The sequence below is a fragment of the Streptomyces sp. HUAS ZL42 genome, assembly GCF_040782645.1.
Lineage (GTDB): Bacteria > Actinomycetota > Actinomycetes > Streptomycetales > Streptomycetaceae > Streptomyces.
The window spans coordinates 5,351,433-5,375,379 of record NZ_CP160403.1 but is presented as its reverse complement, the minus strand read 5'-3'; the positions used below and the strand labels follow the sequence as shown (position 1 = coordinate 5,375,379).

Below are 23,947 nucleotides of genomic sequence, written 5' to 3'. Positions count from 1 at the left end.
GTAATCTGACACTACGTCAGTTATTTGGCAGTCACACAGGAGCGGGGCGGACCGATGCTTGGATCAACCCACGGCACCCTCACCACCGACTCCCGCCGGGCCCGGGTCAGCGCGTGCGGCGAGCCCCCGGCGCCCGCCGTCCACGGCCGCCCGGCCGACGTGGACGACCTCGACGTCAGCGGCCGTCCGCTGTACGCCGCCGTCCCCGATCTCGACCGTTTCTTCCGCCCCGAGTCCGTCGCCGTGATCGGCGCCTCGGACGCGGAGGGGCGGCCGAACACCGGAATCACCAGGCAGCTTCTCGCCTGGGCCGAGCGGGTCGGGGCGCGCGTGCACCCGGTGCATCCGATCCGTGAGTCCGTCTTCGGCATCCCCTGTTCCTCCTCCGTCGCGGACCTGCCCGAGCAGGTCGATCTCGCCGTACTGCTGGTCGCCGACCCCGTTCCTGTCGTCGAGGAACTCGCCGAGGCCAAGGTGAAGTTCGCCGTCGCCTTCGCCTCCGGGTTCGCGGAGACCGGAGCCGAGGGCGCGGCGGCGCAGGAGCGGCTGACGGCGGCCGTCGAGCGGTCCGGGATGCGGCTGCTCGGGCCCAACACCAACCTCAACGCCTTCGAGCGGTTCCGGGACGACCTCGACGGGCCGGCCATCGCGCTCATCACCCAGTCGGGACACCAGGGGCGCCCCGTCTTCGCCCTGCAGGAGCTCGGCGTCCGCCTCTCCCACTGGGCGCCGACCGGCAACGAGGCCGACCTGGAGACCGCCGACTTCCTCTCCTACTTCGCCGAGCAGCCCGAGGTCGGCGCCATCGCCTGCTACCTCGAGGGGCTGAAGGACGGGCGCGCCTTCCTGCTCGCCGCCGACCGGGCCGCCCGGCGCGGGGTGCCGGTCGTCGCGGTCAAGGTGGGCCGCACGGAGACCGGCGCCCGGACCGCCGCCTCCCACACCGGCAAGCTGACCGGCGCGGACGCGGTGGTGGACGCGGCGATGCGGCAGTTCGGGGTGATCCGGGTCGACGGACTCGACGAACTCCAGGACACCGCGGCGCTGTTGGCACGGGCACGGCCCCCGCAGGCCGATGGGGTGGTCATCTGTTCCATCTCGGGCGGCACGGGCGCGCACGTGGCCGACCTGGCGACCGAGGCGGGGCTCAGGCTGCCGGTCCTGTCCGACGCCAAGCAGGCCGAACTGCACCAGTGGATACCCGACTACCTGAGCGTGGCCAACCCCGTCGACAACGGCGGCCACCCGGTCGGGGACTGGCGGGGACGGAAGATCATCGACGCGATCCTCGACGACCCGGAGGTGGGCGTGCTGATCTGCCCCGTCACCGGGCCCTTCCCACCGCTGAGCGACCGGCTCGTCCAGGACCTGGTGGAGGCGGCCGAGCAGACGGACAAGCTGGTGTGCGTGGTGTGGGGGTCGCCGGTCGGCACCGAGCCGGCCTACCGGGAGGTACTGCTCGGCTCGTCCCGGGTGGCCACGTTCCGCACCGTCGCGAACTGCCTCACCGCCGTCCGCGCCCATCTCGACCACCACCGCTTCGTACGCGCCTACCGCTCCCCCTTCGACGAGGCGCCGCGCACCCCCTCGCCGTCCTTCCGCAAGGCGCAGGCCCTGATGCGCCCGGGCCAGCAGCTGAGCGAGCACGCGGCGAAACAGCTTCTGCGGGCGTACGGCATCCGCGTACCGCGCGAGCAGCTGGTGACCAGCGCCGCGGCTGCCGTGCGCGCGGCGGGCCTCGTGGGCTACCCGGTGGTGATGAAGGCGTCCGGCGCACGGATCGCCCACAAGACCGAGCTGGGCCTGGTGAAGGTCGGCCTGACCTCGGCCAGCCAGGTCCGGGACGCCTACCGGGAGTTGACCGACATCGCCCACTACGAGGGCGTCTCGCTGGACGGTGTCCTGGTGTGCCAGATGGTCGAACAGGGCGTGGAGATGGTCGTCGGTGTCACGCACGACGAGTTGTTCGGGCCGACGGTGACCGTCGGACTGGGCGGGGTGCTCGTCGAGGTGCTGCGCGATACGGCCGTACGCGTGCCGCCCTTCGGTGAGGAGCAGGCCCGGGACATGCTGGCCGAACTGCGCGGGCGGGCCCTGCTGGACGGCGTCCGGGGGCGGCCGCCGGCCGACCTCGACGCGCTCGTCGAGGTCGTCCTGCGTGTGCAGCGCATGGCGCTCGAACTCGGCGACCAGCTCTCCGAACTCGACATCAACCCGCTGATGGTGCTGCCCAGGGGGCAGGGAGCCGTGGCGCTGGACGCGCTGGCGGTGTGTGGCTGATATGAGCGAGATACTGCACTCCGTCGACGATCAGGTGTGCCGCATCACCCTCAACCGCCCCGATGCCCTCAACGCCCTCGCCCCTGACCAGCGCGAACGCCTCATCCGACGGCTCGGCGACGCCTCCGCCGACCCGGACGTACGAGCCGTCGTGCTCACCGGAACCGGCCGCGGCTTCTGCGCGGGCGCGGACCTGCGGGGAGCGGCCACGAACACGCAACCGGTGGCCGGTGACGTGGCCCGCACCCTGCGCCTGGGCGCGCAGCGCCTGATCGCCGCCGTCCTCGACTGCGAGAAGCCGGTGATCGCGGCGGTGAACGGCACGGCGGCGGGCCTCGGGGCGCACCTGGCCCTCGCCTGCGACCTCGTGCTCGCCGCCGAATCCGCCAGGTTCATCGAGGTGTTCGTGCGCCGGGGGCTGGTGCCGGACGGCGGCGGTGCGTACCTCCTCCCCCGGCTCGTCGGCCCGCAGCGCGCCAAGGAACTGATGTTCTTCGGCGACGCGCTCACCGCGACGGACGCCGAACGCCTCGGCCTCGTCAACCGGGTCGTGCCGGACGGCGAGTTGGCCAAGACGGCAACCGAATGGGCCGGCCGCCTCGCAGCCGGCCCCACCCGCGCCCTCGCCCTCACCAAGCAGCTCGTCAACGCGTCCCTCGACACCGACCGCGCCACGGCCTTCGCCGCCGAGGCCGCGGCGCAGGAGATCAACATGACGACGGCGGACGCGCGGGAGGGTGTACAAAGCTTCGTGGAGCGCCGGAGCCCCGAGTTCCACGGACGCTGACCCTTCCAATCTGACATGCCGTCAGCTTCAATGAAGACGTGATGGGACAAGCAGGAACCGCGGAAGCCGCAGTCCGCTACCTCAGGGCGGCCAAGCCGGTCACGGCACTGCCACGCCCCGAGCTGCGATGCGTCCGCGAGGACGAGCGCGCACCGGTCGACCAGCTTGAATTCCGCCGAGTCCTGGGGAACTTCGCGACCGGCGTCACCGTTGTCACGGCCCCGGCCGCCGACGGGGAGGCCTCCCCCGCCGGCTTCGCCTGCCAGTCCTTCTCCTCCCTGTCCCTCGACCCGCCCCTCGTCGCCTTCATGGTGGGCCGTACGTCGACGACATGGCCCCGCGTCGCCCGCGCCGGCGTCTTCTGCGTCAACGTCCTCAGCGAGCACCAGGGCGGCCTGTGCCGCGCCTTCGCGGTGAGCGGCGCCGACAAGTTCACGGGCGTCGCGTACGACACGGCACCCGTGTCCGGCTCCCCCCGCCTCGACGGCACACTCGCGTGGATCGACTGCACGATCCACGCGGTGCACACCGGAGGCGACCACCTGATCGTGGTGGGCCGGGTGGACGCACTGGGAACGGACGAGGAAGAGGCGGCGCCGCTGCTGTTCCACCGGGGCCGGTTCGGGGTCCTCGGCACCTGACGCCCAGCTCGATGCCACGCCTCACGCCGAGTGCCGTCCGCCACTCGATCGAGTGCACCCACGGCGATCGAGGCCGGGGGCACGATGCCGACGCTGCCCCTCCTGGAGCGCCTTGCCACGGCCCCGGGCATGCGTCTGCACGTCGGTTTCGAACCACTTGACCACGCGAGCTGAGCCCAGGGCGCGCCTACCGTCCTCTAGGCCAAAGCCACATGGACGGAGGCGGGCCGGCGCCGGATCACCAGTGCCATCAGCGCCGCCGCGGCGCAGAGGGCGCCCGACGCGTACCAGACCACGTCGTACGACCCGAAGACGTCCCGTGCGACACCGCCCAGGAAGGCGACCAGCGCCGCGCCGACCTGGTGGGAGGCGAGGACCCAGCCGAAGACGATCGCGCTGTCGTCGCCGTACTGCTCGCGGCACAGGGCCAGGGTGGGCGGCACGGTGGCGACCCAGTCGAGGCCGTAGAAGACGATGAAGAAGATCATCGGCGGGTGGACGCTCGGGGCCAGCAGCATCGGGAGGAACAGCAACGAGATGCCCCGCAGCGCGTAGTACACCGCCAGCAGGCGGCGCGGTTCGAAGCGGTCGGTGAACCAGCCGGAAGCGATCGTGCCGACGACGTCGAACACGCCGATCACCGCGAGCAGCGAGGCCGCCGCCGTGATGGGCATGCCGTGGTCGTGGGCGGCGGGCACGAAGTGGGTCTGGATCAGGCCGTTCGTGGAGGCGCCGCAGATCGCGAAGGTGCCGGCCAGCAGCCAGAAGGGGCCGGTGCGGACCGCCGAGAGGAGGACCGTCACGGCGCGGCGGGCGGCGCCCGGGACAGGGGCCGGCTTCGGTACGAACTCCTGCGCGCCGTAGGGCTTCAGGCCCACGTCCGCCGGGTGGTCGCGCAGCAGCAGCCAGACGAAGGGCACGACGGCGAGGGCCGCGAGGGCCACCGTCACGGCCGCCGGCCGCCAGTCGTACCGCGACACCATCCAGGACAGCAGCGGCAGGAAGATCAGCTGGCCGGAGGCGGACGCGGCGGTGAGGATGCCGCTGACCAGGCCGCGGCGCTCGGTGAACCAGCGGTTGGTGACCGTCGCGGCGAAGGCCAGGGCCATCGAGCCCGACCCCAGACCGACCAGCAGGCCCCAGCACAGCAGTAGCTGCCAGGCCGCCGTCATCCACACGGTCAGGCCCGAGCCGACCGCGATCACGGTCAGCGCCACGGCGACCACCCGGCGGATGCCGAAGCGGTCCATCAGCGCCGCCGCGAAGGGGGCGGTGAGGCCGTACAGCGCGAGGTTGATCGAGACCGCGGCCCCGATCGTGCCGCGCGACCAGCCGAAGTCCTGGTGCAGCGGGTCGATGAGCAGTCCGGGCAGGGAACGGAAGGCGGCCGCGCCGATGATCGTCACGAAGGTGACGGCGGCGACGAACCACGCCCGGTGGATACGAGACGACGGCTTACGCCTGGGGGACTCGACGACTGCGGCGGCTTCGGTTGTCTGGGTCACGCCATGAAGCTTCCGATATGGGCTCCTCCCGAACGAGTGGCCCGAAGGACAGCATTCGTTAGGATCGGGCCATGGACTCGGCCACAGACTTCCGCCCGCACCGCGTAGTCGTCCTCGCCCTCGACGGCCTGCTCCCCTTCGAGCTGGGCATCCCGCACCGCATCTTCGGGCGCCCGAAGGACGCCCGGGGACGGCATCTGTACGAGGTCGTGACCTGCTCGGTCCGCCCGCCGGGCCCCGTCGAGACCGACGCCGACTTCGCCATCCACGTCCAGCACGGCCCGGAGGCCCTCGCCACCGCCGACACCGTCATCGTCCCGGCGTCCTACGAGCTCGGCCCGCTCTTCGACGAGGGGGTGCTCACCGACGAGCTGGCAGCCGCGCTCGCGCACATCCGGCCCGGCACCCGGCTCGCCTCCATCTGCACCGGCGTGTACGTCCTCGCCGCCGCCGGCCGTCTCGACGGCCGCCCCGCCACCACGCACTGGGCCGACGCCGAGCACTTCCAGCGGCTGTTCCCGCAGATCAAGGTCGACGCGGACGTCCTGTTCATCGACGACGGCGACGTACTGACCTCCGCGGGCGTCGCGGCCGGCATCGACCTGTGCCTGCACATCGTCCGCCGCGACCACGGCACGGCGGTCGCCAACGAGGTGGCCCGCCGCACGGTCGTACCGCCGCACCGCGACGGCGGGCAGGCGCAGTACATCCAGCGGCCCGTGCCCGACCCGCAGCAGTCGACCACGACCGCGGCGCGCGTATGGGCGCTCGGCCGCCTGGACGAGCCGATCCAGCTGCGCGACATGGCCGCACAGGAGGCCATGTCCGTACGCACCTTCACGCGCCGCTTCCGCGAGGAGACCGGCATCAGCCCCGGCCAGTGGCTCACCCAGCAGCGCGTCGAACGGGCCCGGCATCTGCTGGAGTCCACCGAGCTCTCCGTCGACCAGGTCGCCCGGGACGCGGGTTTCGGCACGGCCCAGTCGATGCGGCAGCACCTACAGGCCGCGCTCGGTGTCACGCCGACCGCCTATCGGCGGACCTTCCGGGCCGGGGGCGTCTCCGAGAGCGGCCGCTCCGGGGGCCACGACGGCGTGGACGCCGCCCTGCGCTGAACCACCGGCATACGGGCGCCGATGGACACACAGGCCCAGGCCAGGACCCGTTTGGAGGCGACGTCGCGGTGGCTCATGCGACGACGGTGGGGGGCGGCACCGACAACGACTCACGGGTTTTCCCGGGCCTGTGGACAACTCCCGCGAGCGCGGACTCGCTCAGAACGTCAGCACTCCCCTGGCCACCCGCCCCGCCGCCGCGTCCGCCGCCGCCTTCTCGAAGTCCTCGACCGGATACGTCTCCGTCACCAACTCGTCGAGCAGCAGGCGGCCCTGCCGGTACAGGTCGGCGTAGAGGGCGATGTCCCGCTGCGGGCGCGACGAGCCGTAGCGGCAGCCCAGGATGGACTTGTCCAGGTACATGGAGGAGACGCGGAAGGACGCCTCGGCCGTCGCTGGCGGCACGCCCAGAAGCACCGCCTGGCCGTGGCGGTCCAGCAGGTCGACGGCCTCGCGGACGAGTTCGACGCGTCCGACGCACTCGAAGGCGTGGTCCACGCCCGTGGGCAGGAGGTCCCGCACCCCCTCCGTGGACGTCAGGAAGTCCGTCGCCCCGAACCGCCGCGCCACCTCCTCCTTCGCCGGATTGGCGTCGACGGCCACGATCCGCAGGGCGCCCGCGATCCGCGCGCCCTGGAGGACGTTGAGGCCGATCCCGCCGGTGCCGATGACCAGGACGCTGTCCCCGCGGTCCACGCGCGCGCGGTTGAGCACCGCCCCGACGCCCGTCAGCACGCCGCATCCGATGAGCGCGGCGGACGGCATGGGGATGTCCTTCGGGATGCGGACGGCCTGCACGGCCTTCACCACCGTGCGTTCCGCGAAGGCCGAGTTGGAGGCGAACTGGTACACCGGGCCGCCCCCCTGTGAGAAGGGCTGTCCCGGGCGGCCGATGGCCTGCGGGCACATCGTCGGCCGGCCGCGCCCGCACTGCGCACACGTACCGCAGTTCGCGAGCGTGGACAGCGAGACGTGGTCCCCGGGTGCCACATGCGTGACGCCCGCGCCCACCGCCTCCACGACCCCTGCCCCCTCGTGCCCGAGCACCACGGGCACGGGGAAGGGAATCGTCCCGTCGACGACCGACAGATCGCTGTGGCACAGCCCCGCAGCGGAGATCGCCACCTGCACTTCTCCGGGCCCCGGATCGCGTACGACCAGATCGTCCACGACCTCGATCCGCCTGCCGTCGAACACCACGCCTCGCATCACGGCGACTCCTCTGTCCCCTGGCTTCTATCCCCTGGCTTCCTTGGGCAGACCGAGCACGCGCTCGGCGATGATCGTGCGCTGGACCTGGTCCGAGCCGCCGTAGATCGTGTCGGCCCGGGAGAACAGGAACAGGTGCTGCAGGGCGTCGAGTTCGTACGGCGCGGACGGCGACCAGTCCGACGGACCCGCCCCCGCCGCCGCCCCGCGCACCTGCGTCGCCAGCTCACCCAGCCGCTGGTGCCAGCCGGCCCACAGGAGCTTGGCCACGCTGGGCGCGCCCGGCCCACCGGAACTCCCCAGCGTGCGCAGGGCGTTCCAGCGCATCGTGCGCAGCTCGGCCCACTGGCGGACGAGCCGGTCGCGTACGACGGGATCGGCGACCGCGCCCGTCTCGACGGCCGTACGCAGCACCCGCCCCAGCTCCTCGGCGAAACCGATCTGCTGGGCGAGCGTCGAGACCCCCCGCTCGAAGCCGAGCAGGCTCATCGCCACACGCCAGCCGTCGCCCTCGCCGCCGACGACGTGCTCCACGCGCGCGCGTGCACCGTCGAAGAAGACCTCGTTGAAGTCGCTGGTGCCGGTCATCTGGCGGATGGGGCGGACCTCGATCCGGCCCGGCTGGTCCATGGGGACGAGCAGGAAGCTCAGACCGTGGTGGCGGCGGGAGCCGGGCTCGGTGCGGGCCAGCACGAAGCACCACTCCGCCTCGTGTGCGAGCGACGTCCAGATCTTCTGACCCGTGATCCGGTAGTACGGCCCCTGCGGCTCGCGCACGGCCGCGGTGCGCACGCCGGCCAGGTCCGAGCCCGCGCCCGGCTCGCTGTAGCCCTGGCACCAGAGTTCGTCGCCGGCGGCGATCGGGGGCAGAAAGCGGGCCTTCTGCTGTTCGGTGCCGTGGGCGAGGAGGGTGGGGGCGAGGAGGTTCTCCCCGATGTGGCCGGAGCGCGGGGGCGCGGGCGAACGGGCGTACTCCTCGGCCCAGGCGACCTGCTGGGTGAGCGTGGCGGTCCGGTTGCCGTACCCGCCTTCGCTCCAGCCGAGCCCGATCCAGCCGGCTTTACCGAGGGTGCGCTCCCAGGCGCGGCGGTCTTGAGCGTCGTTGGCATGTGCGGCCAGCCACGCCCTCGCTTCTGACCGGAACGCCTCGTCCTCGGCGGCGAATCCAAAATCCACGGGGCCTCCTCAAGCACCGGTCACATCAGCCACCCCAGGGGCGCGGGGCTGCATCGATTTGCGGCTCCGCCGCGTGGGCGCGACAAACCACGACGAACCCGCAGCCGCCACACAACGCATCCCCCCGAGCTATCAGGCGTTGGGCCGCTCCCCCCGCTGGGCGGCTCGCGACATCTCCTCCAACTGCACAAGCAACGGCATCGGATCCACCCCCACACTCCCCGGCAGAAACTCCGCGATCTGTTCCGGCGTCCACCCGCCGGAGGCGTACGCGGCCCGCAACTCCCTCGGCTGGGCCCAGACCGCGATCTTGGGGCCGGCGATCGTGTACACCTGCCCGGTGATCCCCTGCTCCCTCGCACTGTCGGAGAGCAGGTACACCACCAGCGCGGCCACATCCTCCGGCTCGCCGATCTCCTTGAGCTCCACGGGCACGTTCGCCGACATCCGCGTCCGCGCGACCGGCGCCACCGCGTTGGCGGTCACCCCGTACTTGTGCAGGCCCAGCGCGGCGCTGCGGACGAGCGAGATGATCCCGCCCTTCGCCGCGCTGTAGTTGGCCTGCGAGACCGACCCCTGGTGGTTGCCGCTGGTGAAGCCGATCAGCGTGCCGGAGCGCTGCCCCCGCATCACCGCCGATGCCGCGCGGAACACCGTGAACGTGCCTTTCAGGTGGGTCGCCACCACCGGGTCCCACTCCTCCTCGGACATGTTGAACAGCATCCGTTCGCGCAGGATCCCGGCCACGCACACCACTCCGTCGAGCCGGCCGTACGACGACAGCGCCGTGTCGACGACCCGCTGTCCGCCCGCCATCGTGGAGATGTCGTCGGCCACCGCGACCGCCTCGCCGCCCGCCGCCTCGATCTCCTTGACCACGGTGTCGGCGACCTCGCCGGCCGGTGAGGCCCCGTCCACGGACACGCCGTAGTCGTTGACGACGACCCGCGCGCCCTCCGCCGCCGCCGCGAGCGCCACCGCCCGGCCGATCCCCCGCCCGGCGCCCGTCACGGCGACGACCTTGCCTGCCAAGAAGTTCCCCACGCCCGGCCCCTTCCCGCGGTTTCTGACGGATCGTTAGATTCTATGTCCCGTCAGACGGGCCAGGACAAGCCCCGGGGAGGCACCGGATGTCACTGCCGACGCTCCATCCCGAGTTCCACGACATCGCCAAGCGCGTCAGCAACTGGGGACGCTGGGGTGCGGACGACGAGATCGGGACGCTCAACCTGATCACCGACGAGGTCGTGCGCGAGGCCGCGGCGACCGTCCGCAGCGGCCGCCGTGTTCCGCTCGCCCTGCCCCTCGAGGAGGACGGCGTGCAGACCGGGATGATCCCGGGGCGGGTCAACCCCCTGCACGCGATGGTGCAGATCAACCAGGAGATCTTCGGGCCGGGGACGGTGGCGTGCAGCGACGACGCCGTGACCATGGGGCTGCAGGCGGCCACCCACTGGGACGCGCTGGCCCATGTCTCGCACTCGGGAAAGCTCTACAACGGGCGCCCGGCCCACACCATCACCGCGCACGGCGGCGCCGAGTTCAGCGGCATCGACAAGGCGCTGCACATCGTCTCGCGCGGGGTGCTGCTGGACGTCGCGCGCGTGCACGGCGTGGAACGGCTCGACGGGGGCCATGCCGTCACGCCCGAGGATCTCGACGCCGCCGAGGAACTCGCCGGGACGCGCGTGCGTGCCGGTGACGTCGTGCTCGTGCGGACCGGGCAGATCCAGGTCTGTCTCGCCGGCGACAAGCACGGGTACGGCTATCCGTCGCCGGGGCTGTCGCTGCGTACGCCGGAGTGGTTCCACGCGCGCGATGTGGCGGCCGTCGCGAACGACACCCTCACCTTCGAGATATTTCCGCCCGAGATCGAGGATCTGTGGCTGCCCGTGCACGCGCTCGACCTGGTGGAAATGGGCATGATGCAGGGCCAGAACTGGAATCTCGAAGAGTTGTCCACAGCCTGTGGAGAAACGGGCCGCTACGCCTTCCTGCTGTCGGCGATGCCCGAGCCGTTCGTCGGCGGCACGGGAACTCCGGTCGCCCCCGTGGCGGTTCTGTGAGAGCCCGGCTGACGGCGCGCCGCTACCTGCCCCCGAGCACGGCACCGCGCGCCGCCATCCGACTCCGGCTCATCGGATCCCCTTCGGCCCTGAGGGATCCGACGCCGAACCAACGACCCGCACTCGCCGAGGGCTTCCGTCACCGAAGCCCTTGCCGTCCCCTCACGGCGAATCGCTGAACCACAAGCGTGATCAAACGGGCACACCACGTCAACACCCGATCGGGGATTTATTACTTACGCCCTGTTTGCCGCAGGCGCACGCGGAAGCACGCCGGGCGCACAGATCCACGGCCCACCAGGGGAGACAGCGCTTTCTGCGTCCATGCGACGCATCCATGGGAGTTCAGGCCCTCCCCGCACCCCGTGCGCCGGTCACACCGCCTCGTACGCCAGACCCTCGTACGCCGAGACGGCACCGCCGCAGCCCGCCGCCGGCTCCTCGGGCCGGTCGCAGCGGTCCAGTTCGCACCAGATGCGCTTGCCGGCGCCCTCCCGGCTCCAGCCCCAGCGGTCGGCGAGGCCGTCGACCAGGGCCAGTCCGCGCCCGCCTGTGGCGTCGCCGTCCGCGCACCGGGGCACGGGGACCCGGTCGCTGGTGTCGGCCACCTCCAGGCGGACGGTGGCCGACTCGGTTGCCGACTCGGCGGCCGTCACACCGGGCAGGGACAGCCGCAGCACGGCCGGACAGCCGGTGTGTACCACGGCGTTGGTGACCAGCTCGGAGACGAGCAGGATCAGGGTCTCGGCGAGCGGCTCGTCGGCCTGTATCCCGGACCCGGCGAGCCTCGAGCGGGCCCACCGCCGGGCGCGCCCCACCTCAGCGGGGTCGGGCCGGATCTCCAGCTGCACTTGAAGCACCTGCACCGCTCACACCATCCGAACCGGCGGACACATGACCTCGCGGCATGCGAGCGCCACGACGAGCGCCATGACGAGGGCTGGGACGAGGGCCACGATCGTAACCATTTTCTGCATGACCAGAACAACGACCAGAAGCCGGGTCACGGAACGTGAGTCCCTTACGGGAAAGCATGGTTGACGTACAGTCACCCCAACAAGAGCTTCGGGCATATTCCAACGCGAAGGAGTACCCGTGCGGCATACTGTGCGACGCTCATCGGGGGGAGTCGAACAGGTGGGGGTCGAAGCCGCTTCCGACCTGCGAGCTGGGGCGCGCACCACCGGACCCGGCGCCGCCCCTGGGGCAACACCGGCATGGCTCGTCCTCGGAACCACTCGCATCCCACACAAGGTACCGGAGGGGAAGGGCGACTCCGGGCCGTGACGAGTCATCCGCAGGACACAAGCCGGTATCGACGCTCCGTGATTCCGGTATGCCACGATCCGTGACATCGTTCCCGAGAGCTTCCGGGACGCCGCAGCGCAGCGACCTTTCGCACCCTCAGGCCATCAGCTCCGCCGCCAGAAGTTCCTCACTCTCCGTGTCGGCACCCGCACGTCGCGTCCGCACCCACGCCCGCTTGAGAAGCAGGTGCACCTCGGATTCCCAGGTGAAGCCCATGCCGCCGTGCACCTGCAGGCAGTCGCGCGCGCCGCGCACGGCGGCCTCGTCGGCGAGCAGCCGGGCCGCGGCGATGTCGGCCGGGTCGGCGGTGACGGCGGCCGCGTACACCGCCGCTCGGGCGACCTCCACGCGTACCAGCAGCTCCGCGCACAGGTGCTTGACCGCCTGGAAGGCCCCGACGGGCTGTCCGAACTGCTCGCGCACCCGGGCGTGTTGCACCGCCAGGTCACACGCGCGTGTGGCCGTGCCGAGCTGTTCGGCGGCGGTGAGGAGGACGGCTACGGGATCCGGTGCTGCCGCGGCGGGCACCCGGTGCAGGGGTGTCAGCGGGTCCACCGACCGCAGCGGTACGGCACCGGAGGCGTCCCCTACGACCACGTCCGCCTCGGTCAGCCACTCCACGAGCCCACCGGAGACGGCCGCCACGACCGTCTCCCCGGTGGCCGCCCCCGGCACCGTGCCGGCCGCGAGGTGCGTGGCCACCAACGGCCCCGGCAGCAGCGCCCGGCCCGCCTCCTCGAAGGCCAGGACCGCCTCGGGCAGCCCGAGTCCAACCCCGCCGTCCGTCTCCGGCAGCCGCAGCGCGAAGAACCCCACCTCCCCCAGCTCCCGCCACAGCGCCCGGTCGAGCCCCGGCCGCTGCACGGCCGTGCGCAGGGCCTCGCGGTCGAAGCGACGCGCCAGCAGCTGCCGTACTCCGTCCCGCAACGCCCGCTGGTCCTTGGTCAGTTGGAAACGCATGCCGCAACGTCACCGCCGTTTCGCATTCCGAATGGTCACCGCCCCTTCGGCAGCCCCAGGATCCGCTCGGCCACGATGTCGCGCTGGATCTGCGAGGTGCCCGCCGCGATGGTGTACGACAGGGAGGACAGCCGGTCGAGCACCCACGGCCGGTCGAGGTCGAGGGCCTCGTCGCCCAGGACGCAGGCCGCGGCGTCGTACAGCTCCTGACGCGCGTGCGAGTACCTCAGTTTGAACACCGAGCCGCCGACGCCCGGCACCCCGCCCGAGGCCTCCGCCTCGCTCACGTTCCACTGCGTCAGCCGCCACAGCGCACGGAACTCGGCGTTCAGCCGGCCGAGCCGCCGCCGTAACAGCGGATCGTCCCAGCGTCCGTTCTTCCGCGCCTCGCGCGCCAGTTCGCCGAGCACACGCCGGCAGGCCACCACCTCGCCCACGAACGCCGTACCGCGCTCGAAGGACAGCGTCACCATCGTGACCCGCCAGCCGTCGTTCTCCTCCCCCACCCGGTTGGCGACCGGCACCCGCACCTCGTCGAGGAACACCTCGGCGAACTCGGCCGATCCGGCGAGGGTCCTCAGCGGCCGTACGGTGATGCCCGGCGCGTCCATGGGCATGGCCAGCCAGGTGATGCCGCGGTGCTTGGGCGCGGACGGGTCCGTACGGACCAGTAGTTCGCACCAGTCGGCGACCTCGGCGTGCGAGGTCCAGATCTTGGAGCCGCTCACCACGTAGTCGTCGCCGTCCCGCCACGCGCGCGTGCGCAGCGCCGCGAGGTCGGACCCCGCGTCCGGCTCACTGAAGCCCTGGCACCAGACCTGCTCGCCGCGCAGGATCGGCGGCAGCCAGCGTGCCCGCTGCTCCGCGCTCCCCTCGGCGGCGATCGTGGGCCCCGCGTGCAGCAGCCCGACGAAGCCCGCGCCCACGTAGGGTGCGCCCGCCCGCTCCGTCTCCTCCAGGAAGATCAGGTGCTGGGTGGGGGTGGCGCCCCGCCCGCCGGCGTCGGCGGGCCAGTGCAGCCCCGCGTACCCGGCGTCGTACAGCAGGCGCTGCCAGCCGAGGTCGTAGACGCGGCGGGCGGGCCAGTCGTCGGGGGACGGCTTCGGCGGCAGTGTCGGGAGCACGTCGCCCAGCCACTGCCGCAGCCTCGCCCGGAACTGCTCCTCCTCGGGCGTACAGGACAGGTCCATGGCGGCTACTTGTCGAGGTCCAGGCCCAGCATGCGGATCGCGTTGCCCCGCATCAGCTTGTGGACCGTCTGCTCGTCCAGGCCCTTCACATGGTCGAGGGCGACCTGCTTGGTGTGCGGGAAGGTCGAGTCGACGTGCGGGTAGTCGGTCTCGAAGGTCGCGTTGTCCCTGCCCACCACGTCGAGGGACGCCACGCCGTGCTTGTCGCGGAAGAAGCAGCAGAAGATCTGCCGGTAGTAGTACGTCGAAGGGGGCTCCGGGATCAGGTCGCGGACGCCGCCCCAGGCGCGGTGCTCCTCCCAGACGTCGTCGGCGCGCTCCAGGGCGTACGGGATCCAGCCCATCTGCCCCTCGGAGTAGGCGAGTTTGAGGGCCGGGAACTTGACCAGCACGCCGCTGAAGAGGAAGTCCATCATCGAGGCCATGGCGTTGTTGAAGCTCAGCGACGCCTGGACGGCGGGCGGGGCGTCCGGGGAGGCCGCCGGCATCTGCGAGGACGAGCCGATGTGCATGTTGACGACCGTCCCCGTTTCCTCGCAGACCGCGAAGAACGGGTCCCAGTGGCCGGAGTGGATGGACGGCAGCCCCAGGTGGGTGGGGATCTCGGAGAAGGTCACCGCCCGCACCCCGCGGGCCGCGTTGCGCCGGATCTCCGCCACCGCCAGGTCGATGTCCCACAGCGGGATCAGGCACAGCGGGATGAGCCGCCCGCCGCTGTCGCCGCACCACTCCTCGACCATCCAGTCGTTGTAGGCGCGCACGCAGGCCAGCGCGACCTCCTTGTCGTGCGCCTCGGCGAAGGTCTGCCCGCAGAAGCGGGGGAAGGTCGGGAAGCAGAGGCTGCCCTCGACGTGGTTGAGGTCCATGTCCTTCAGCCGCTCGACCGGGTCCCAGCAGCCGCGCCGCATCTCCGCGCGGGTGATGCCCTCCAGGGTCATCTCGTCGCGGTCGAAGCCGACGGCGGCGATGTTGCGCTTGTACGGGAACTGCAGGTCCTCGTAGATCCACCAGTCGGTGGGCGGGCCGTCCGGGTCCATGGTGATGCGGTACTTCCCGCCGACGTAGGCGAGCTCGCCGATGCCGGCCGTCAGGGGCTTGGGACCGCGGTCCCGGTACTTCCTGGGCAGCCAGGTCTCGAAGAGGTGCGCGGGCTCGATCACGTGGTCGTCGACGCTGATGATGCGGGGCAGTTCGGTCGTCTCCGTCATGGATCCCCTCCGCCTGACCGCTGTTATCTGATGGGTCGTCAGATTCCGTTATGCCCAGCAGGCTAGCCGCGCACCCCTGGACCGACAAGGCGCGGAGCCCTACGCTCTGCCCACGATCTGACTATCCGTCAGTTGACAAGGGGGCCGCCGTGAACGACACCGCCCACACGCTGAGCGAGTCCCGCACCCTCTGGGAGCTGGCCGCCCGCCGTGCCGACCTCACCCCGGACCGCCCCGTCCTCCTCCAGGAGGACCGCTCCCTGACCTTCGGTGAACTGCGCGACCGCGCCGAGCGGGTGGCCGCCGGGCTGTACGGCATGGGCGTACGCCCCAAAACGGTCGTCGCCTGGCAGCTGCCCACCCGCCTCGAGACGGCCGTGCTCTCCTTCGCGCTGGCCCGCCTGGGTGCCGTGCAGACACCGGTCATCCCCTTCTACCGGGACCGGGAGGTCGGCTTCGCCCTGCGCGAGTCCCGGGCGGAGTTCTTCGCGGTGCCGGGGACCTGGCGCGGCTTCGACCACACGGCGATGGCACGGCGGCTCGGCGCCAAGGGGATCTTCGAGGCGTACGACGGCCTCCCGGAGGGCGACCCGGCCGTGCTGCCCGCCCCGCCCGCCGAAGGCACCTCCGTCCGCTGGATCTACTGGACCTCGGGCACGACCTCCGACCCCAAGGGCGTCCTGCACACGGACCGTTCACTGATCGCGGGGGGCTCCTGCCTCGCCCACGCGCTGCACCTGTCCGCCGCCGACGTGGGCTCCATGGCCTTCCCGTACGCCCACATCGCCGGGCCCGACTACACGGTGATGCTGCTGCTGTACGGCTTCCCCGCGGTGATGTTCGAGCAGTTCGCGCTGCCGGACGCGCTGGAGGGCTACCGCAAGCACGGGGTGACGGTGGCGGGCGGGTCGACCGCCTTCTACTCGATGTTCCTGGCCGAGCAGCGCAAACAGCCCGGCCGGAAGGTCATCCCGACGCTGCGGCTGCTCGCGGGCGGCGGGGCGCCCAAGCCGCCCGAGGTCTACCACTGCGTCGTACGGGAGATGGGCGTGCAGCTCACCCACGGGTACGGCATGACCGAGGTGCCGATGATCACGATGGGCTCGCCGGACGACACGGCGGAGAACCTGGCGACGACGGAGGGGCGGCCGCCGGACGGGATGGAGATACGGATCGTCGACGGGGAGGTGCGGTTGAAGGGGGAGGCCGTCTGTCAGGGGTATCTGGATCCGGCGCAGACGGCGGAGGCCTTCGACGAGGAGGGGTTCCTGCGCACCGGTGACCTCGGGCATGTGACGGAGAGCGGGCATCTGGTGCTCACCGGCCGCCTCAAGGACGTGATCATCCGCAAGGGCGAAAACATCTCGGCGAAGGAGATCGAGGACCTGCTGCACCGGCACCCGGGCGTCGCGGACGTGGCGGTCATAGGGCTGCCGGACGCCGAGCGCGGGGAGCGGGTGTGCGCGGTGGTCGAACAGCCCGCCGGCGCCGGGGAGCTGACCCTGGAGGCGGTGACGTCGTATCTGCGCGGGGAAGGGCTGTCGGTGCACAAGCTGCCGGAGCAGCTGGAGGTGGTGGACGCCCTTCCGCGCAACGAGACCCTGCGGAAGGTGCTCAAGTACAAGCTCCGCGAACGCTATTCGGGCGCGGAGCGGTAGCGGCTACTCGGGTACGGTGAACCAGCGGGCGAACGCGGGCACGATCGCGGCCTCGCCCACCTTGCCGTCGCCGTCGGAGTCGAGCGCGGTGGCCGCCGCGAGGGCGACGTCCTCGCTCACGCCCAGGTTCCTGAGGATGCGCGCGGTGTCCGCGACCGTGGCCGCCCCGTCGCCGTCCGTGTCCGCGACGTCCAGAGCCGCGTGCAGGAAGGGGCGGGCGATCTCGGCGAACCGCTCGGGGTTGTCGCGCAGGCGCTTGACCGCGCCGGTCACGAACTCCTCGCGGGTGATGCGCTGGTCGCCGTCCCGGTCCGCGATCCCCGCCATGCCCTGCCAGAAGGCCTCGGCACCCGCATACAGGGCCTGCCCCTTGTCCGACCGGGCAGCCGTGCCGAACTCGGCGAGCAGCGCCTTGGCCGCCGCGCTGAAGTCCTCCCGGTCGATGTAGCCGTTGCCGTCCTGGTCGAAGGTGGCGAACCGGGCGGCGATCCTCCGCTCGTACTCGGTGCTGACCATGTCTTTTTGGGCCGCCTTACGTCACGTCGGGTGCATCTCGCACGGAGCGTACGACGCCGGACGCCGTCCGGGAGCGGGAAAGCGGCGGTTGCACCAAGACCGGGGGAATTTTGGGACAACCGTGTGGCACAGCCGTGATGTGATCCACTGTGGGGCGTGGAAGCGGTGGCGGCGAGTGTCATAGCGGTACTGGGGACCCTGCTCGGTGCGGGGGTGACCCACGGCTTCCAGTCGCGTGCGGCCGCACGGACGGAACGGTTCATGCGCGACGAGAAGCTCAGGCAGGAGCGGCTCGACGCGTACTGCGCGTATGCGGCGGCACTCGTCAACTACCGCCGGGCCCTGGTGCACCGCTGGTTCTGCGAGCACGAGGGGCGGTCGCAGGAGGAGATCACGCAGGCCCGGATGCAGGGCTACGACCTGCGGTCCGTGGCCAACGAGGCACTGTTCCGGGTACAGATGCTGGCACCGGACGAAACCCTCGTGGAGCGGACGTGGCAGGCCCTGTGGCAGATCGACCAGGTCCACAAGGCGGCCGACCGCGCCGAACTGGACGAGCGCCGTGACACCACGCGGACTCTCGTCACCGAGTTCGTGACCACGGCGAAGGGCATGCTGGACCAAGGCTGGACCAGGGCAGGCCCTGACCCTACGCCGACAGCGGTCCCGCCTCCTCCGTGACCGCCTCGTCGAGGTCCGCGTACACGTCGAACAGCCGGCGGACGCCGAGCGCGCCCAGGACGCGGTTGACGTAGGAGCCCTCGGCCGCGCCCTCGGCCGGGAGGATCAGGCGGAGCCTGCCCTGGCAGGAGCGGATCAGGCGGCGGGCGGCGACCAGGACGCCGACGCCGCTGGAGTCGCAGAACAGGACCTCGGAGAGGTCGAGGACGAGGCTGTGGCGGCCCTCCGCCACCGCGTCGTGCACCCGCTGGCGCAGCACCGGCGACGACACCAGGTCCAGCTCGCCCGACACACGGAGCACGCCCCACTCACCCTGCTCGCCGCTGGTCACGTTGAACGCCACGACCATGCCCTTCGCTCGCCGGAACGCAAACGGAAGCCTTGCCTACGCTTCCTTGCAGCGCGGCTGCCCACCGGCCGTTCCCTGAAACACCGCCCGAGAAACGGAAACAACTCAAAAGAGGCTTGTTTCAGTCGCATTCGATCCTGTTCGATCGAGTCTGAACGCAAGATGGAGGGTAAGCGCCGTCACACGACGGACAGATGCATGGGGCGAGTGCCTCAAGGTCCACTACCACCTGACGCCTCCCGGGGGGCGCACATTGACACAAAGGGGCGTGCGCCGTGGGAGGTGCCGACTACATTCGAGAAGACGGTGGGAGCACGCTTGACTTGGGCACGGGCAGGCTGAGGGGGCCGCATGGCGACGAAGGACGCACCGCCCCGCTGGGACCGCAAAATGCAGCAGCGACTCGCCCGCGGTGAGGCAGCCGCCCTCGGCGAGCTCTACGACCGCTTCGCTTCGCTCGTGTACGCGCTTGCCCACCGCGTGCTCGGAGACGAACAGGCCGCCGACGGCATCACCCGCGAGGTCTTCGCCCACGTCTGGGAGCATCCGGACACGTACGACCCGAAGTCGGGGCCCCTGCGCACCTGGCTCGCCACGCTGACCCACCGCCTCGCCGTGCAACAACTGCGCGCCACCGAGACCGCGGCCCTCGCCCGCGACGGCCACGGATCCACCGAGGACCTCGAACGCAGGGTGCGGCACGCGTCCGTCGCCGCCCGCGCCGACTACATCGTCCAGTCCATGCCGACCCCGCTGCGCGCCGCCCTTGAACTGGCCTACTTCCAGCGCCGCGACTACCGCCAGACCGCCGTCGACCTCGGCGTCACCGAGGACGAGGCCCGCCGCCGGCTCCGTCTCGGCCTGCAACTGCTGTCCACGGCCCACGACGCCGGAGCACCCGGGGCGCCTCCCGGATACGGAGGTGTCGCGTGAACGGAGCGGACCGGTTCGAGGCGTACGACGAGCACGAGGAGTACGGCGAACACGAGGAGTACGACAAGGACGGGCAGGAGCAGGGGGACGGCGGCGGCCCGAACTCCGCAGAGGAGCCGGAGAGCGACGCCGAGGGTCCGGACAACCCGGGCGGCCCCGACGTCCCGGGCGGCGACCGCCGGGACGGCGACGGCCGGAAGCCCGACCCGCCCCGCATCCCCATGCCGCGCGCCTCGGTCGAGGACAGCGGGATGCCGCTGCCCGCGGCGGCGGACCTGGTGGATCCCGCCGGCCCGGCCCCACTGGTCCTCGAGCACCGGGTGCTGAAGTCACTGCTCGGCGCGTGGGCCCTGGCGGCCTGCTCGCCCGAGGAGGCGGCGGCCGTGGAGGAGCACCTCGGCGGCTGCGGCGCCTGCGCCGACGAGGCCCGGCGGCTGCGCGAGGCGGTCGGCCTGCTGCAGCGCCCCCAGAGCCTCGACCTCGATCCCGCCCTGCGCACCCGCGTCCTGGAGGGCTGCCTCGACCGGCGGCCGCCGCGCGTCCCGGTGCCCGCGTGGGCCGCCTCCTACGATGCCGAGTCCGCGCGCCTGGACGCGCTGCTGCAGGACTTCGGGGACGCCGAGTGGCACGCCCCCGTGCGGCTGCGCTGGTTCCAGGGCGACGAGGCGACGAGCCGCCGTACGACAGTCGCCGGGGTCATCGCGCACCTGCTCGCGGTCGACGGGCTGGTCGCGCTCGCGCTCGGCCTGGAGGATCCGCTGGGCGATCTCCCCGAGGGCACGCCTGCGACCCCGGCCGGGCGCACGGAGGCGTACTGGGAGACCTCGCACTTCCCGCCCACCCGCTCCGTACGGGCACCGTGGCGGGAGCAGACCCACGGCCTCGTGCGGACGGTGTCCTTCACGGGCCAGAGCTCGTCGGCATCGGCGGTGTCGTACGGAGACTTCGAGCTGCCGCTGCACGACGCGCTGCTGGACCGGGCGTTCGAGTGCTGGGTGCACGCGGAGGACATCGCGGAGGCGGTGGACTACCCGTACGCGCCGCCCGCCCCGCGGCATCTGCACCGGATGATCGATCTGGGCGCCCGTATGCTGCCGCACGCGCTGGCCGCACGCCGCCGTGCCGGGCTGGCGTCGCCGGGCGCCCACCGTCACCTGGTCCCGGCCGGGGAGCCCGGCCGCAGCCTGCGGCTGGAGATCGAGGGGCCGGCCGGGGGCGAGTGGCTGATCCCGCTGGACTCACCCGGCGCGGTGGGCTCCGCCGAACACGAGGTGGCGCACGTCGCGTTGGACGGCGTGGAGTTCTGCAAGCTGGCCGCGGGCCATGTGCCCCCGGAGGATGCCGCCGCCGGCCAGCTAGGGGACCGGGAGGCGATCAGGGACGTACTGTTCGCAGCGGCGTCGCTGAGCCGGATGTAAGGGGGGAGGGTGGGCGCAGGCGGCACCCCGCAGGAGCCGTTGCGCGACCCACCCCTCAGCACCGACGCCGGGAGCCGGACAACCTACGCGAAGACGACCGTCCGTCGGCCGTTCAGCAGAATCCGCCGCTCCGCATGCCACTTCACGGCCCGCGCCAGCGCCTGGCACTCCACGTCCCGCCCCACCGCCACCAGCTGGTCCGGCGTCACGTCATGGCTCACCCGCTCGACCTCCTGCTCGATGATCGGGCCCTCGTCGAGGTCGGCCGTCACATAGTGCGCCGTCGCTCCGATCAGCTTCACGCCCCGCGTATGCGCCTGGTGGTACGGCTTCGCGCCCTTGAAGCTCGGCAGGAAGGAGTGGTGGATGTTGATGATCCGGCCGCTGAGCTGCTTGCACAGATCGTCGGAGAGGACCTGCATGTAGCGGGCCAGCACGACCAGCTCGACGTTCTCCTCACGGACGATCTCGAGCAGCCGCCCCTCTGCCGCCGCCTTCGTGTCCTTCGTCACCGGGATGTGGTGGAAGGGGATGTTGTACGACGACACGAGCTCGGCGAAGTCCGTGTGGTTGGACACCACCGCCGCGATCTCCACCGGCAGGGCGCCTATGCGGGCACGGAAGAGAAGATCGTTCAGACAGTGGCCGAACTTGCTGACCATCAGCACGATGCGCATCTTCTCGTCGGCCCGGTTGATCTGCCAGTCCATCTGGAAGGAGTCACCGATCGCCGCGAAACTGGCCCGCAGCTTGTCCACCGTCACGGGCGCGTCCGCCGAGAAGTGGACGCGCATGAAGAACAGTCCCGTGTCGTGGTCGCCGAACTGCTGGCTGTCCTCGATGTTGCACCCGGTCATGAACAGGTAGCTCGACACGGCGTGCACGATGCCCTTTTTGTCGGGGCAGGAGAGCGTGAGGACGTACTGGTCGGCCGGGCCCGGCGCGGTTCGGGTGGACTGCTCGTTCATGCAGGACAGGGTCCCATAAGTACGACCCTCACCGGGTGCCCGTCCCGCTACGCGGACCGCGTGAGTATCCGCAGCACCTCGAGCGTGCGCGGCGGCGCGTCCGGGTCCTCCCCGTCGCTCATGGACAGCCGCACATGCGCGTCCCGCGCCGCCCGCACCGCCTCCGGCCACCCGTGGTGGTCGAGGTAGGCGGAGACCGGCGCGTCCGGGCCGACCTGGTGCATGATCCGCAGCACGCGCAGGACGGCGGTGTCGACGAGGGCCGCCTCCTGGGAGTCCCGGAAGATCGTGCCGACGTACTTCTCGGCGGACCAGCTGTCCAGCCAGGTGTCCTCGACGAGGCGGTACACGGCGTCGGTGACGTCCCCGTACCCGTCGACGCCGGCCAGCCAGACGTCCCGCTGGAACACCGGATCGGAGAGCATGTGCAGCGCGGAGCGCACATTGCTGCGCCAGCGCCACCACGGCATGTCGTTCAGTGGCATGCCGCCCATGGTGGATGAGCTACGGCCGCGACGGGAAGAGTTCTCCGAACCTTGCACGGTCATCGATCGTACGTTCTCCGTCCCGGCTGTCTCACCGACCCCTGTAATTCACTTCTGCGTCACCTGTCACTAACCAAGGGTCATGCCCGGGTTAGCGATGTGGCGGAAGCGTGTGGGTCCATGAGTGGCAGGCGAAGCATGCGTACAACCTTCCTCCCCAGGTTCACCCGGCCGGGCAGACGGGCCGGCGTCCGCGTCGCGGGCGCTCTGGTGGCGTGTGCTTCGCTCGCTGCCGGATGCGGGGTCGTCCCCGGGACGACGGGGGGCTCCGGGGACGACCCGATCACCGTCATGACCTGGGCGCCGAACGGCACGGCCGCCACCAACAAGCCCGGCATGCCCGCCTTCGCGCTGGCCTACGCCCGCTGGATCAACGCACACGGCGGCATCAACGGCCGCGAGCTCAAGGTCCTGGTCTGCAACGACCACAACGACAGCGTGGGCGCCGCGAAGTGCGCCCGGACCGCCGTGAAGGAGAAGGCCGTCGCGGTCGTGGGCTCCTACAGCCAGTACTCCGACGCGTACTTCCCGCCGCTGGAGAGCGCCGGCATCCCCTACATCGGCGGCTACGGCATCACCAACAACGAGTTCATCAGCCCGCTGTCCTACCCCGTCAACGGCGGCCAGCCCGCGCTGATGGCCGGTCTCGGCAAGGAGCTCGCCGCGAACTGCGGGCCCGTCTCGCTGATCCGCCCGGACAGCATCGCGGGCGACGAACTGCCCGGACTGCTCGACTCCGGTCTGAAGGCGGGCAAGCACAAGGCCGCGAGCGACCAGCTGGCCCAGGAGGACGCCACCGAGTACTCCGCGCCGTCGGAGCGCGCTCTGGAGCACGCCACCGGCGAACCGTCGCGCAAGGGCTGCGTGGTGCCCGCGCTCGGGGACCGCACCAGCACCTTCATGGACTCCTTCCGGCGCATCCGCGAGGACTACCCCGCGGTGCGCACCGCCACCAACCTCGGCAGCGTCGACCAGACGGTGATCAACGCGTCCGGCGGAGGCGCGGGGCCGTACGAGGGGGCGTACATCACCGGTTGGTACCCGGTGGCGACCGACTCGCGCTGGGACGAGATGAAGAAGGTCATCAGCGAGCAGGCCTTCTCCGACAACCGCATCGACGCGGCGGACGCCGGGGTGCAGACCACGTACATCGCGTACACCGTGCTCCGGCAGGTCGTCGAGTCGCTCGACGGCGAGGACGTGACCGCCAACAGCGTGCGCAAGACCCTGGACGGCGGGCTGAAGGTCGGCACCGGCGGGCTCACGCCGACGCTGCGCTGGAAGTCCTCGGACCAGCTCGCCACGGCCGGCTTCCCGCGCATGGTCAATGCCGAGGTGACCCTGCAGGTCGTGAAGCAGGGACGGCTCACGGCGGCCAAGAACGGCTTCGTCGACACGGCGAAGACCCTCGAGGAGGCGGACATCACCTGAGCC

General features: G+C 71.4%; 22 protein-coding genes. 10 read left to right on the top strand and 12 right to left on the bottom strand.

The window, feature by feature from the left end; translation table 11 throughout:
- The first annotated feature begins 54 nt into the window (after nt 1–54).
- From ABZO29_RS24810 to ABZO29_RS24800, 3 genes are read left to right on the top strand one after another with little or no spacing between them, the layout of a single operon-like run.
- Nucleotides 55–2,280: an acetate--CoA ligase family protein gene (locus ABZO29_RS24810; RefSeq protein ID WP_367322375.1), complete on the top strand. Its 2,226-nt coding sequence runs from the start codon at nt 55–57 to the stop codon at nt 2,278–2,280.
- 1 nt (nt 2,281) lies between these two features.
- Nucleotides 2,282–3,067, top strand: a complete 786-nt coding sequence (locus ABZO29_RS24805; RefSeq protein ID WP_367322374.1) for an enoyl-CoA hydratase/isomerase family protein — start codon at nt 2,282–2,284, stop codon at nt 3,065–3,067.
- Nucleotides 3,068–3,108: 41 nt separating this feature from the next.
- Nucleotides 3,109–3,708 carry a flavin reductase family protein gene (locus ABZO29_RS24800; protein ID WP_367322373.1) on the top strand — a complete coding sequence of 200 codons (600 nt, stop codon included), beginning with the start codon at nt 3,109–3,111 and terminating at the stop codon, nt 3,706–3,708.
- 197 nt (nt 3,709–3,905) lie between these two features.
- On the opposite strand, the gene ABZO29_RS24795 is transcribed toward ABZO29_RS24800, so the two are convergent.
- A complete protein-coding gene (locus ABZO29_RS24795; protein WP_367322372.1) occupies nt 3,906–5,213 on the bottom strand; it encodes an MFS transporter in 1,308 nt (435 codons plus the stop codon).
- A gap of 71 nt (nt 5,214–5,284) precedes the next feature.
- Here ABZO29_RS24795 and ABZO29_RS24790 point away from each other — a divergent pair, with 71 nt between their 5' ends.
- Nucleotides 5,285–6,328 carry a GlxA family transcriptional regulator gene (locus ABZO29_RS24790; protein ID WP_367322371.1) on the top strand — a complete coding sequence of 348 codons (1,044 nt, stop codon included), beginning with the start codon at nt 5,285–5,287 and terminating at the stop codon, nt 6,326–6,328.
- Nucleotides 6,329–6,487: 159 nt separating this feature from the next.
- Here ABZO29_RS24790 and ABZO29_RS24785 read toward each other — a convergent pair whose 3' ends face one another.
- The 3 genes from ABZO29_RS24785 to ABZO29_RS24775 form a co-directional block, all read right to left on the bottom strand.
- Nucleotides 6,488–7,537, bottom strand: coding sequence for a Zn-dependent alcohol dehydrogenase (locus ABZO29_RS24785; RefSeq protein ID WP_367322370.1), 1,050 nt, complete (start codon nt 7,535–7,537; stop codon nt 6,488–6,490).
- 27 nt (nt 7,538–7,564) lie between these two features.
- Nucleotides 7,565–8,713, bottom strand: a complete 1,149-nt coding sequence (locus ABZO29_RS24780) for an acyl-CoA dehydrogenase family protein (RefSeq protein WP_367322369.1) — start codon at nt 8,711–8,713, stop codon at nt 7,565–7,567.
- Between the two features lie 132 nt (nt 8,714–8,845).
- Nucleotides 8,846–9,757, bottom strand: coding sequence for an SDR family oxidoreductase (locus tag ABZO29_RS24775; protein ID WP_367322368.1), 912 nt, complete (start codon nt 9,755–9,757; stop codon nt 8,846–8,848).
- 86 nt (nt 9,758–9,843) lie between these two features.
- Here ABZO29_RS24775 and ABZO29_RS24770 point away from each other — a divergent pair, with 86 nt between their 5' ends.
- On the top strand, nt 9,844–10,779 hold the full coding sequence (locus ABZO29_RS24770; protein ID WP_367322367.1) for a cyclase family protein: 936 nt from the start codon (nt 9,844–9,846) through the stop codon (nt 10,777–10,779).
- Between the two features lie 374 nt (nt 10,780–11,153).
- On the opposite strand, the gene ABZO29_RS24765 is transcribed toward ABZO29_RS24770, so the two are convergent.
- The 4 genes from ABZO29_RS24765 to ABZO29_RS24750 form a co-directional block, all read right to left on the bottom strand.
- Entirely contained in the window at nt 11,154–11,630 is a 477-nt protein-coding gene (locus tag ABZO29_RS24765) for an ATP-binding protein (RefSeq protein ID WP_367326231.1), read from the bottom strand.
- Nucleotides 11,631–12,183: 553 nt separating this feature from the next.
- A complete protein-coding gene (locus tag ABZO29_RS24760; protein ID WP_367322366.1) occupies nt 12,184–13,047 on the bottom strand; it encodes an acyl-CoA dehydrogenase family protein in 864 nt (287 codons plus the stop codon).
- Nucleotides 13,048–13,082: 35 nt separating this feature from the next.
- The gene (locus tag ABZO29_RS24755) at nt 13,083–14,237 is read right to left on the bottom strand and encodes an acyl-CoA dehydrogenase family protein (protein WP_367322365.1); all 1,155 of its coding nucleotides are present in this window, start codon (nt 14,235–14,237) and stop codon (nt 13,083–13,085) included.
- 5 nt (nt 14,238–14,242) lie between these two features.
- Nucleotides 14,243–15,445 carry an amidohydrolase family protein gene (locus ABZO29_RS24750; RefSeq protein WP_367322364.1) on the bottom strand — a complete coding sequence of 401 codons (1,203 nt, stop codon included), beginning with the start codon at nt 15,443–15,445 and terminating at the stop codon, nt 14,243–14,245.
- Between the two features lie 149 nt (nt 15,446–15,594).
- Between ABZO29_RS24750 and ABZO29_RS24745 the strand changes: the two genes are divergently transcribed.
- Nucleotides 15,595–17,103 carry a class I adenylate-forming enzyme family protein gene (locus tag ABZO29_RS24745; protein WP_367322363.1) on the top strand — a complete coding sequence of 503 codons (1,509 nt, stop codon included), beginning with the start codon at nt 15,595–15,597 and terminating at the stop codon, nt 17,101–17,103.
- A 3-nt stretch (nt 17,104–17,106) separates the two neighbouring features.
- On the opposite strand, the gene ABZO29_RS24740 is transcribed toward ABZO29_RS24745, so the two are convergent.
- Nucleotides 17,107–17,619: an EF-hand domain-containing protein gene (locus ABZO29_RS24740; protein WP_367322362.1), complete on the bottom strand. Its 513-nt coding sequence runs from the start codon at nt 17,617–17,619 to the stop codon at nt 17,107–17,109.
- Between the two features lie 156 nt (nt 17,620–17,775).
- Between ABZO29_RS24740 and ABZO29_RS24735 the strand changes: the two genes are divergently transcribed.
- On the top strand, nt 17,776–18,300 hold the full coding sequence (locus ABZO29_RS24735) for a hypothetical protein (RefSeq protein WP_367322361.1): 525 nt from the start codon (nt 17,776–17,778) through the stop codon (nt 18,298–18,300).
- On the opposite strand, the gene ABZO29_RS24730 is transcribed toward ABZO29_RS24735, so the two are convergent.
- Nucleotides 18,269–18,649: an STAS domain-containing protein gene (locus ABZO29_RS24730; RefSeq protein ID WP_367322360.1), complete on the bottom strand. Its 381-nt coding sequence runs from the start codon at nt 18,647–18,649 to the stop codon at nt 18,269–18,271. The genes ABZO29_RS24735 and ABZO29_RS24730 overlap by 32 nt on opposite strands.
- 351 nt (nt 18,650–19,000) lie before the next feature.
- On the opposite strand from ABZO29_RS24730, the gene ABZO29_RS24725 reads away from it, so the two are divergent.
- Both ABZO29_RS24725 and ABZO29_RS24720 read left to right on the top strand, forming a co-directional pair.
- Nucleotides 19,001–19,582 carry an RNA polymerase sigma factor gene (locus ABZO29_RS24725; RefSeq protein WP_367322359.1) on the top strand — a complete coding sequence of 194 codons (582 nt, stop codon included), beginning with the start codon at nt 19,001–19,003 and terminating at the stop codon, nt 19,580–19,582.
- Entirely contained in the window at nt 19,579–21,000 is a 1,422-nt protein-coding gene (locus tag ABZO29_RS24720; protein WP_367322358.1) for a zf-HC2 domain-containing protein, read from the top strand. Before ABZO29_RS24725 ends, ABZO29_RS24720 begins: the two co-directional genes overlap by 4 nt.
- An 83-nt stretch (nt 21,001–21,083) precedes the next feature.
- On the opposite strand, the gene purU is transcribed toward ABZO29_RS24720, so the two are convergent.
- Together purU and ABZO29_RS24710 are read right to left on the bottom strand one after the other, a co-directional pair.
- A complete protein-coding gene (purU, locus tag ABZO29_RS24715) occupies nt 21,084–21,968 on the bottom strand; it encodes a formyltetrahydrofolate deformylase (protein WP_367322357.1) in 885 nt (294 codons plus the stop codon).
- Nucleotides 21,969–22,015: 47 nt separating this feature from the next.
- Nucleotides 22,016–22,516: a hypothetical protein gene (locus ABZO29_RS24710; protein ID WP_367322356.1), complete on the bottom strand. Its 501-nt coding sequence runs from the start codon at nt 22,514–22,516 to the stop codon at nt 22,016–22,018.
- Between the two features lie 117 nt (nt 22,517–22,633).
- Here ABZO29_RS24710 and ABZO29_RS24705 point away from each other — a divergent pair, with 117 nt between their 5' ends.
- Complete coding sequence (locus tag ABZO29_RS24705; RefSeq protein WP_367322355.1) at nt 22,634–23,944, top strand: ABC transporter substrate-binding protein; 1,311 nt, start codon at nt 22,634–22,636, stop codon at nt 23,942–23,944.
- Nucleotides 23,945–23,947 lie beyond the last annotated feature (3 nt).

What these genes read in the sequence shown, in the direction of transcription:
- ABZO29_RS24810 (WP_367322375.1), top strand. Translation starts at nt 55, where the DNA reads ATGCTTGGATCAACCCACGGCACCCTCACCACCGACTCCCGCCGGGCC.
- ABZO29_RS24805 (WP_367322374.1), top strand. Translation starts at nt 2,282, where the DNA reads ATGAGCGAGATACTGCACTCCGTCGACGATCAGGTGTGCCGCATCACC.
- ABZO29_RS24800 (WP_367322373.1), top strand. Translation starts at nt 3,109, where the DNA reads ATGGGACAAGCAGGAACCGCGGAAGCCGCAGTCCGCTACCTCAGGGCG.
- ABZO29_RS24790 (WP_367322371.1), top strand. Translation starts at nt 5,285, where the DNA reads ATGGACTCGGCCACAGACTTCCGCCCGCACCGCGTAGTCGTCCTCGCC.
- ABZO29_RS24785 (WP_367322370.1), bottom strand. Translation starts at nt 7,537, where the DNA reads ATGCGAGGCGTGGTGTTCGACGGCAGGCGGATCGAGGTCGTGGACGAT.
- ABZO29_RS24770 (WP_367322367.1), top strand. Translation starts at nt 9,844, where the DNA reads ATGTCACTGCCGACGCTCCATCCCGAGTTCCACGACATCGCCAAGCGC.
- ABZO29_RS24760 (WP_367322366.1), bottom strand. Translation starts at nt 13,047, where the DNA reads ATGCGTTTCCAACTGACCAAGGACCAGCGGGCGTTGCGGGACGGAGTA.
- ABZO29_RS24755 (WP_367322365.1), bottom strand. Translation starts at nt 14,237, where the DNA reads ATGGACCTGTCCTGTACGCCCGAGGAGGAGCAGTTCCGGGCGAGGCTG.
- ABZO29_RS24750 (WP_367322364.1), bottom strand. Translation starts at nt 15,445, where the DNA reads ATGACGGAGACGACCGAACTGCCCCGCATCATCAGCGTCGACGACCAC.
- ABZO29_RS24740 (WP_367322362.1), bottom strand. Translation starts at nt 17,619, where the DNA reads ATGGTCAGCACCGAGTACGAGCGGAGGATCGCCGCCCGGTTCGCCACC.
- ABZO29_RS24730 (WP_367322360.1), bottom strand. Translation starts at nt 18,649, where the DNA reads ATGGTCGTGGCGTTCAACGTGACCAGCGGCGAGCAGGGTGAGTGGGGC.
- ABZO29_RS24725 (WP_367322359.1), top strand. Translation starts at nt 19,001, where the DNA reads ATGGCGACGAAGGACGCACCGCCCCGCTGGGACCGCAAAATGCAGCAG.
- purU (WP_367322357.1), bottom strand. Translation starts at nt 21,968, where the DNA reads ATGAACGAGCAGTCCACCCGAACCGCGCCGGGCCCGGCCGACCAGTAC.
- ABZO29_RS24710 (WP_367322356.1), bottom strand. Translation starts at nt 22,516, where the DNA reads ATGACCGTGCAAGGTTCGGAGAACTCTTCCCGTCGCGGCCGTAGCTCA.
- ABZO29_RS24705 (WP_367322355.1), top strand. Translation starts at nt 22,634, where the DNA reads ATGAGTGGCAGGCGAAGCATGCGTACAACCTTCCTCCCCAGGTTCACC.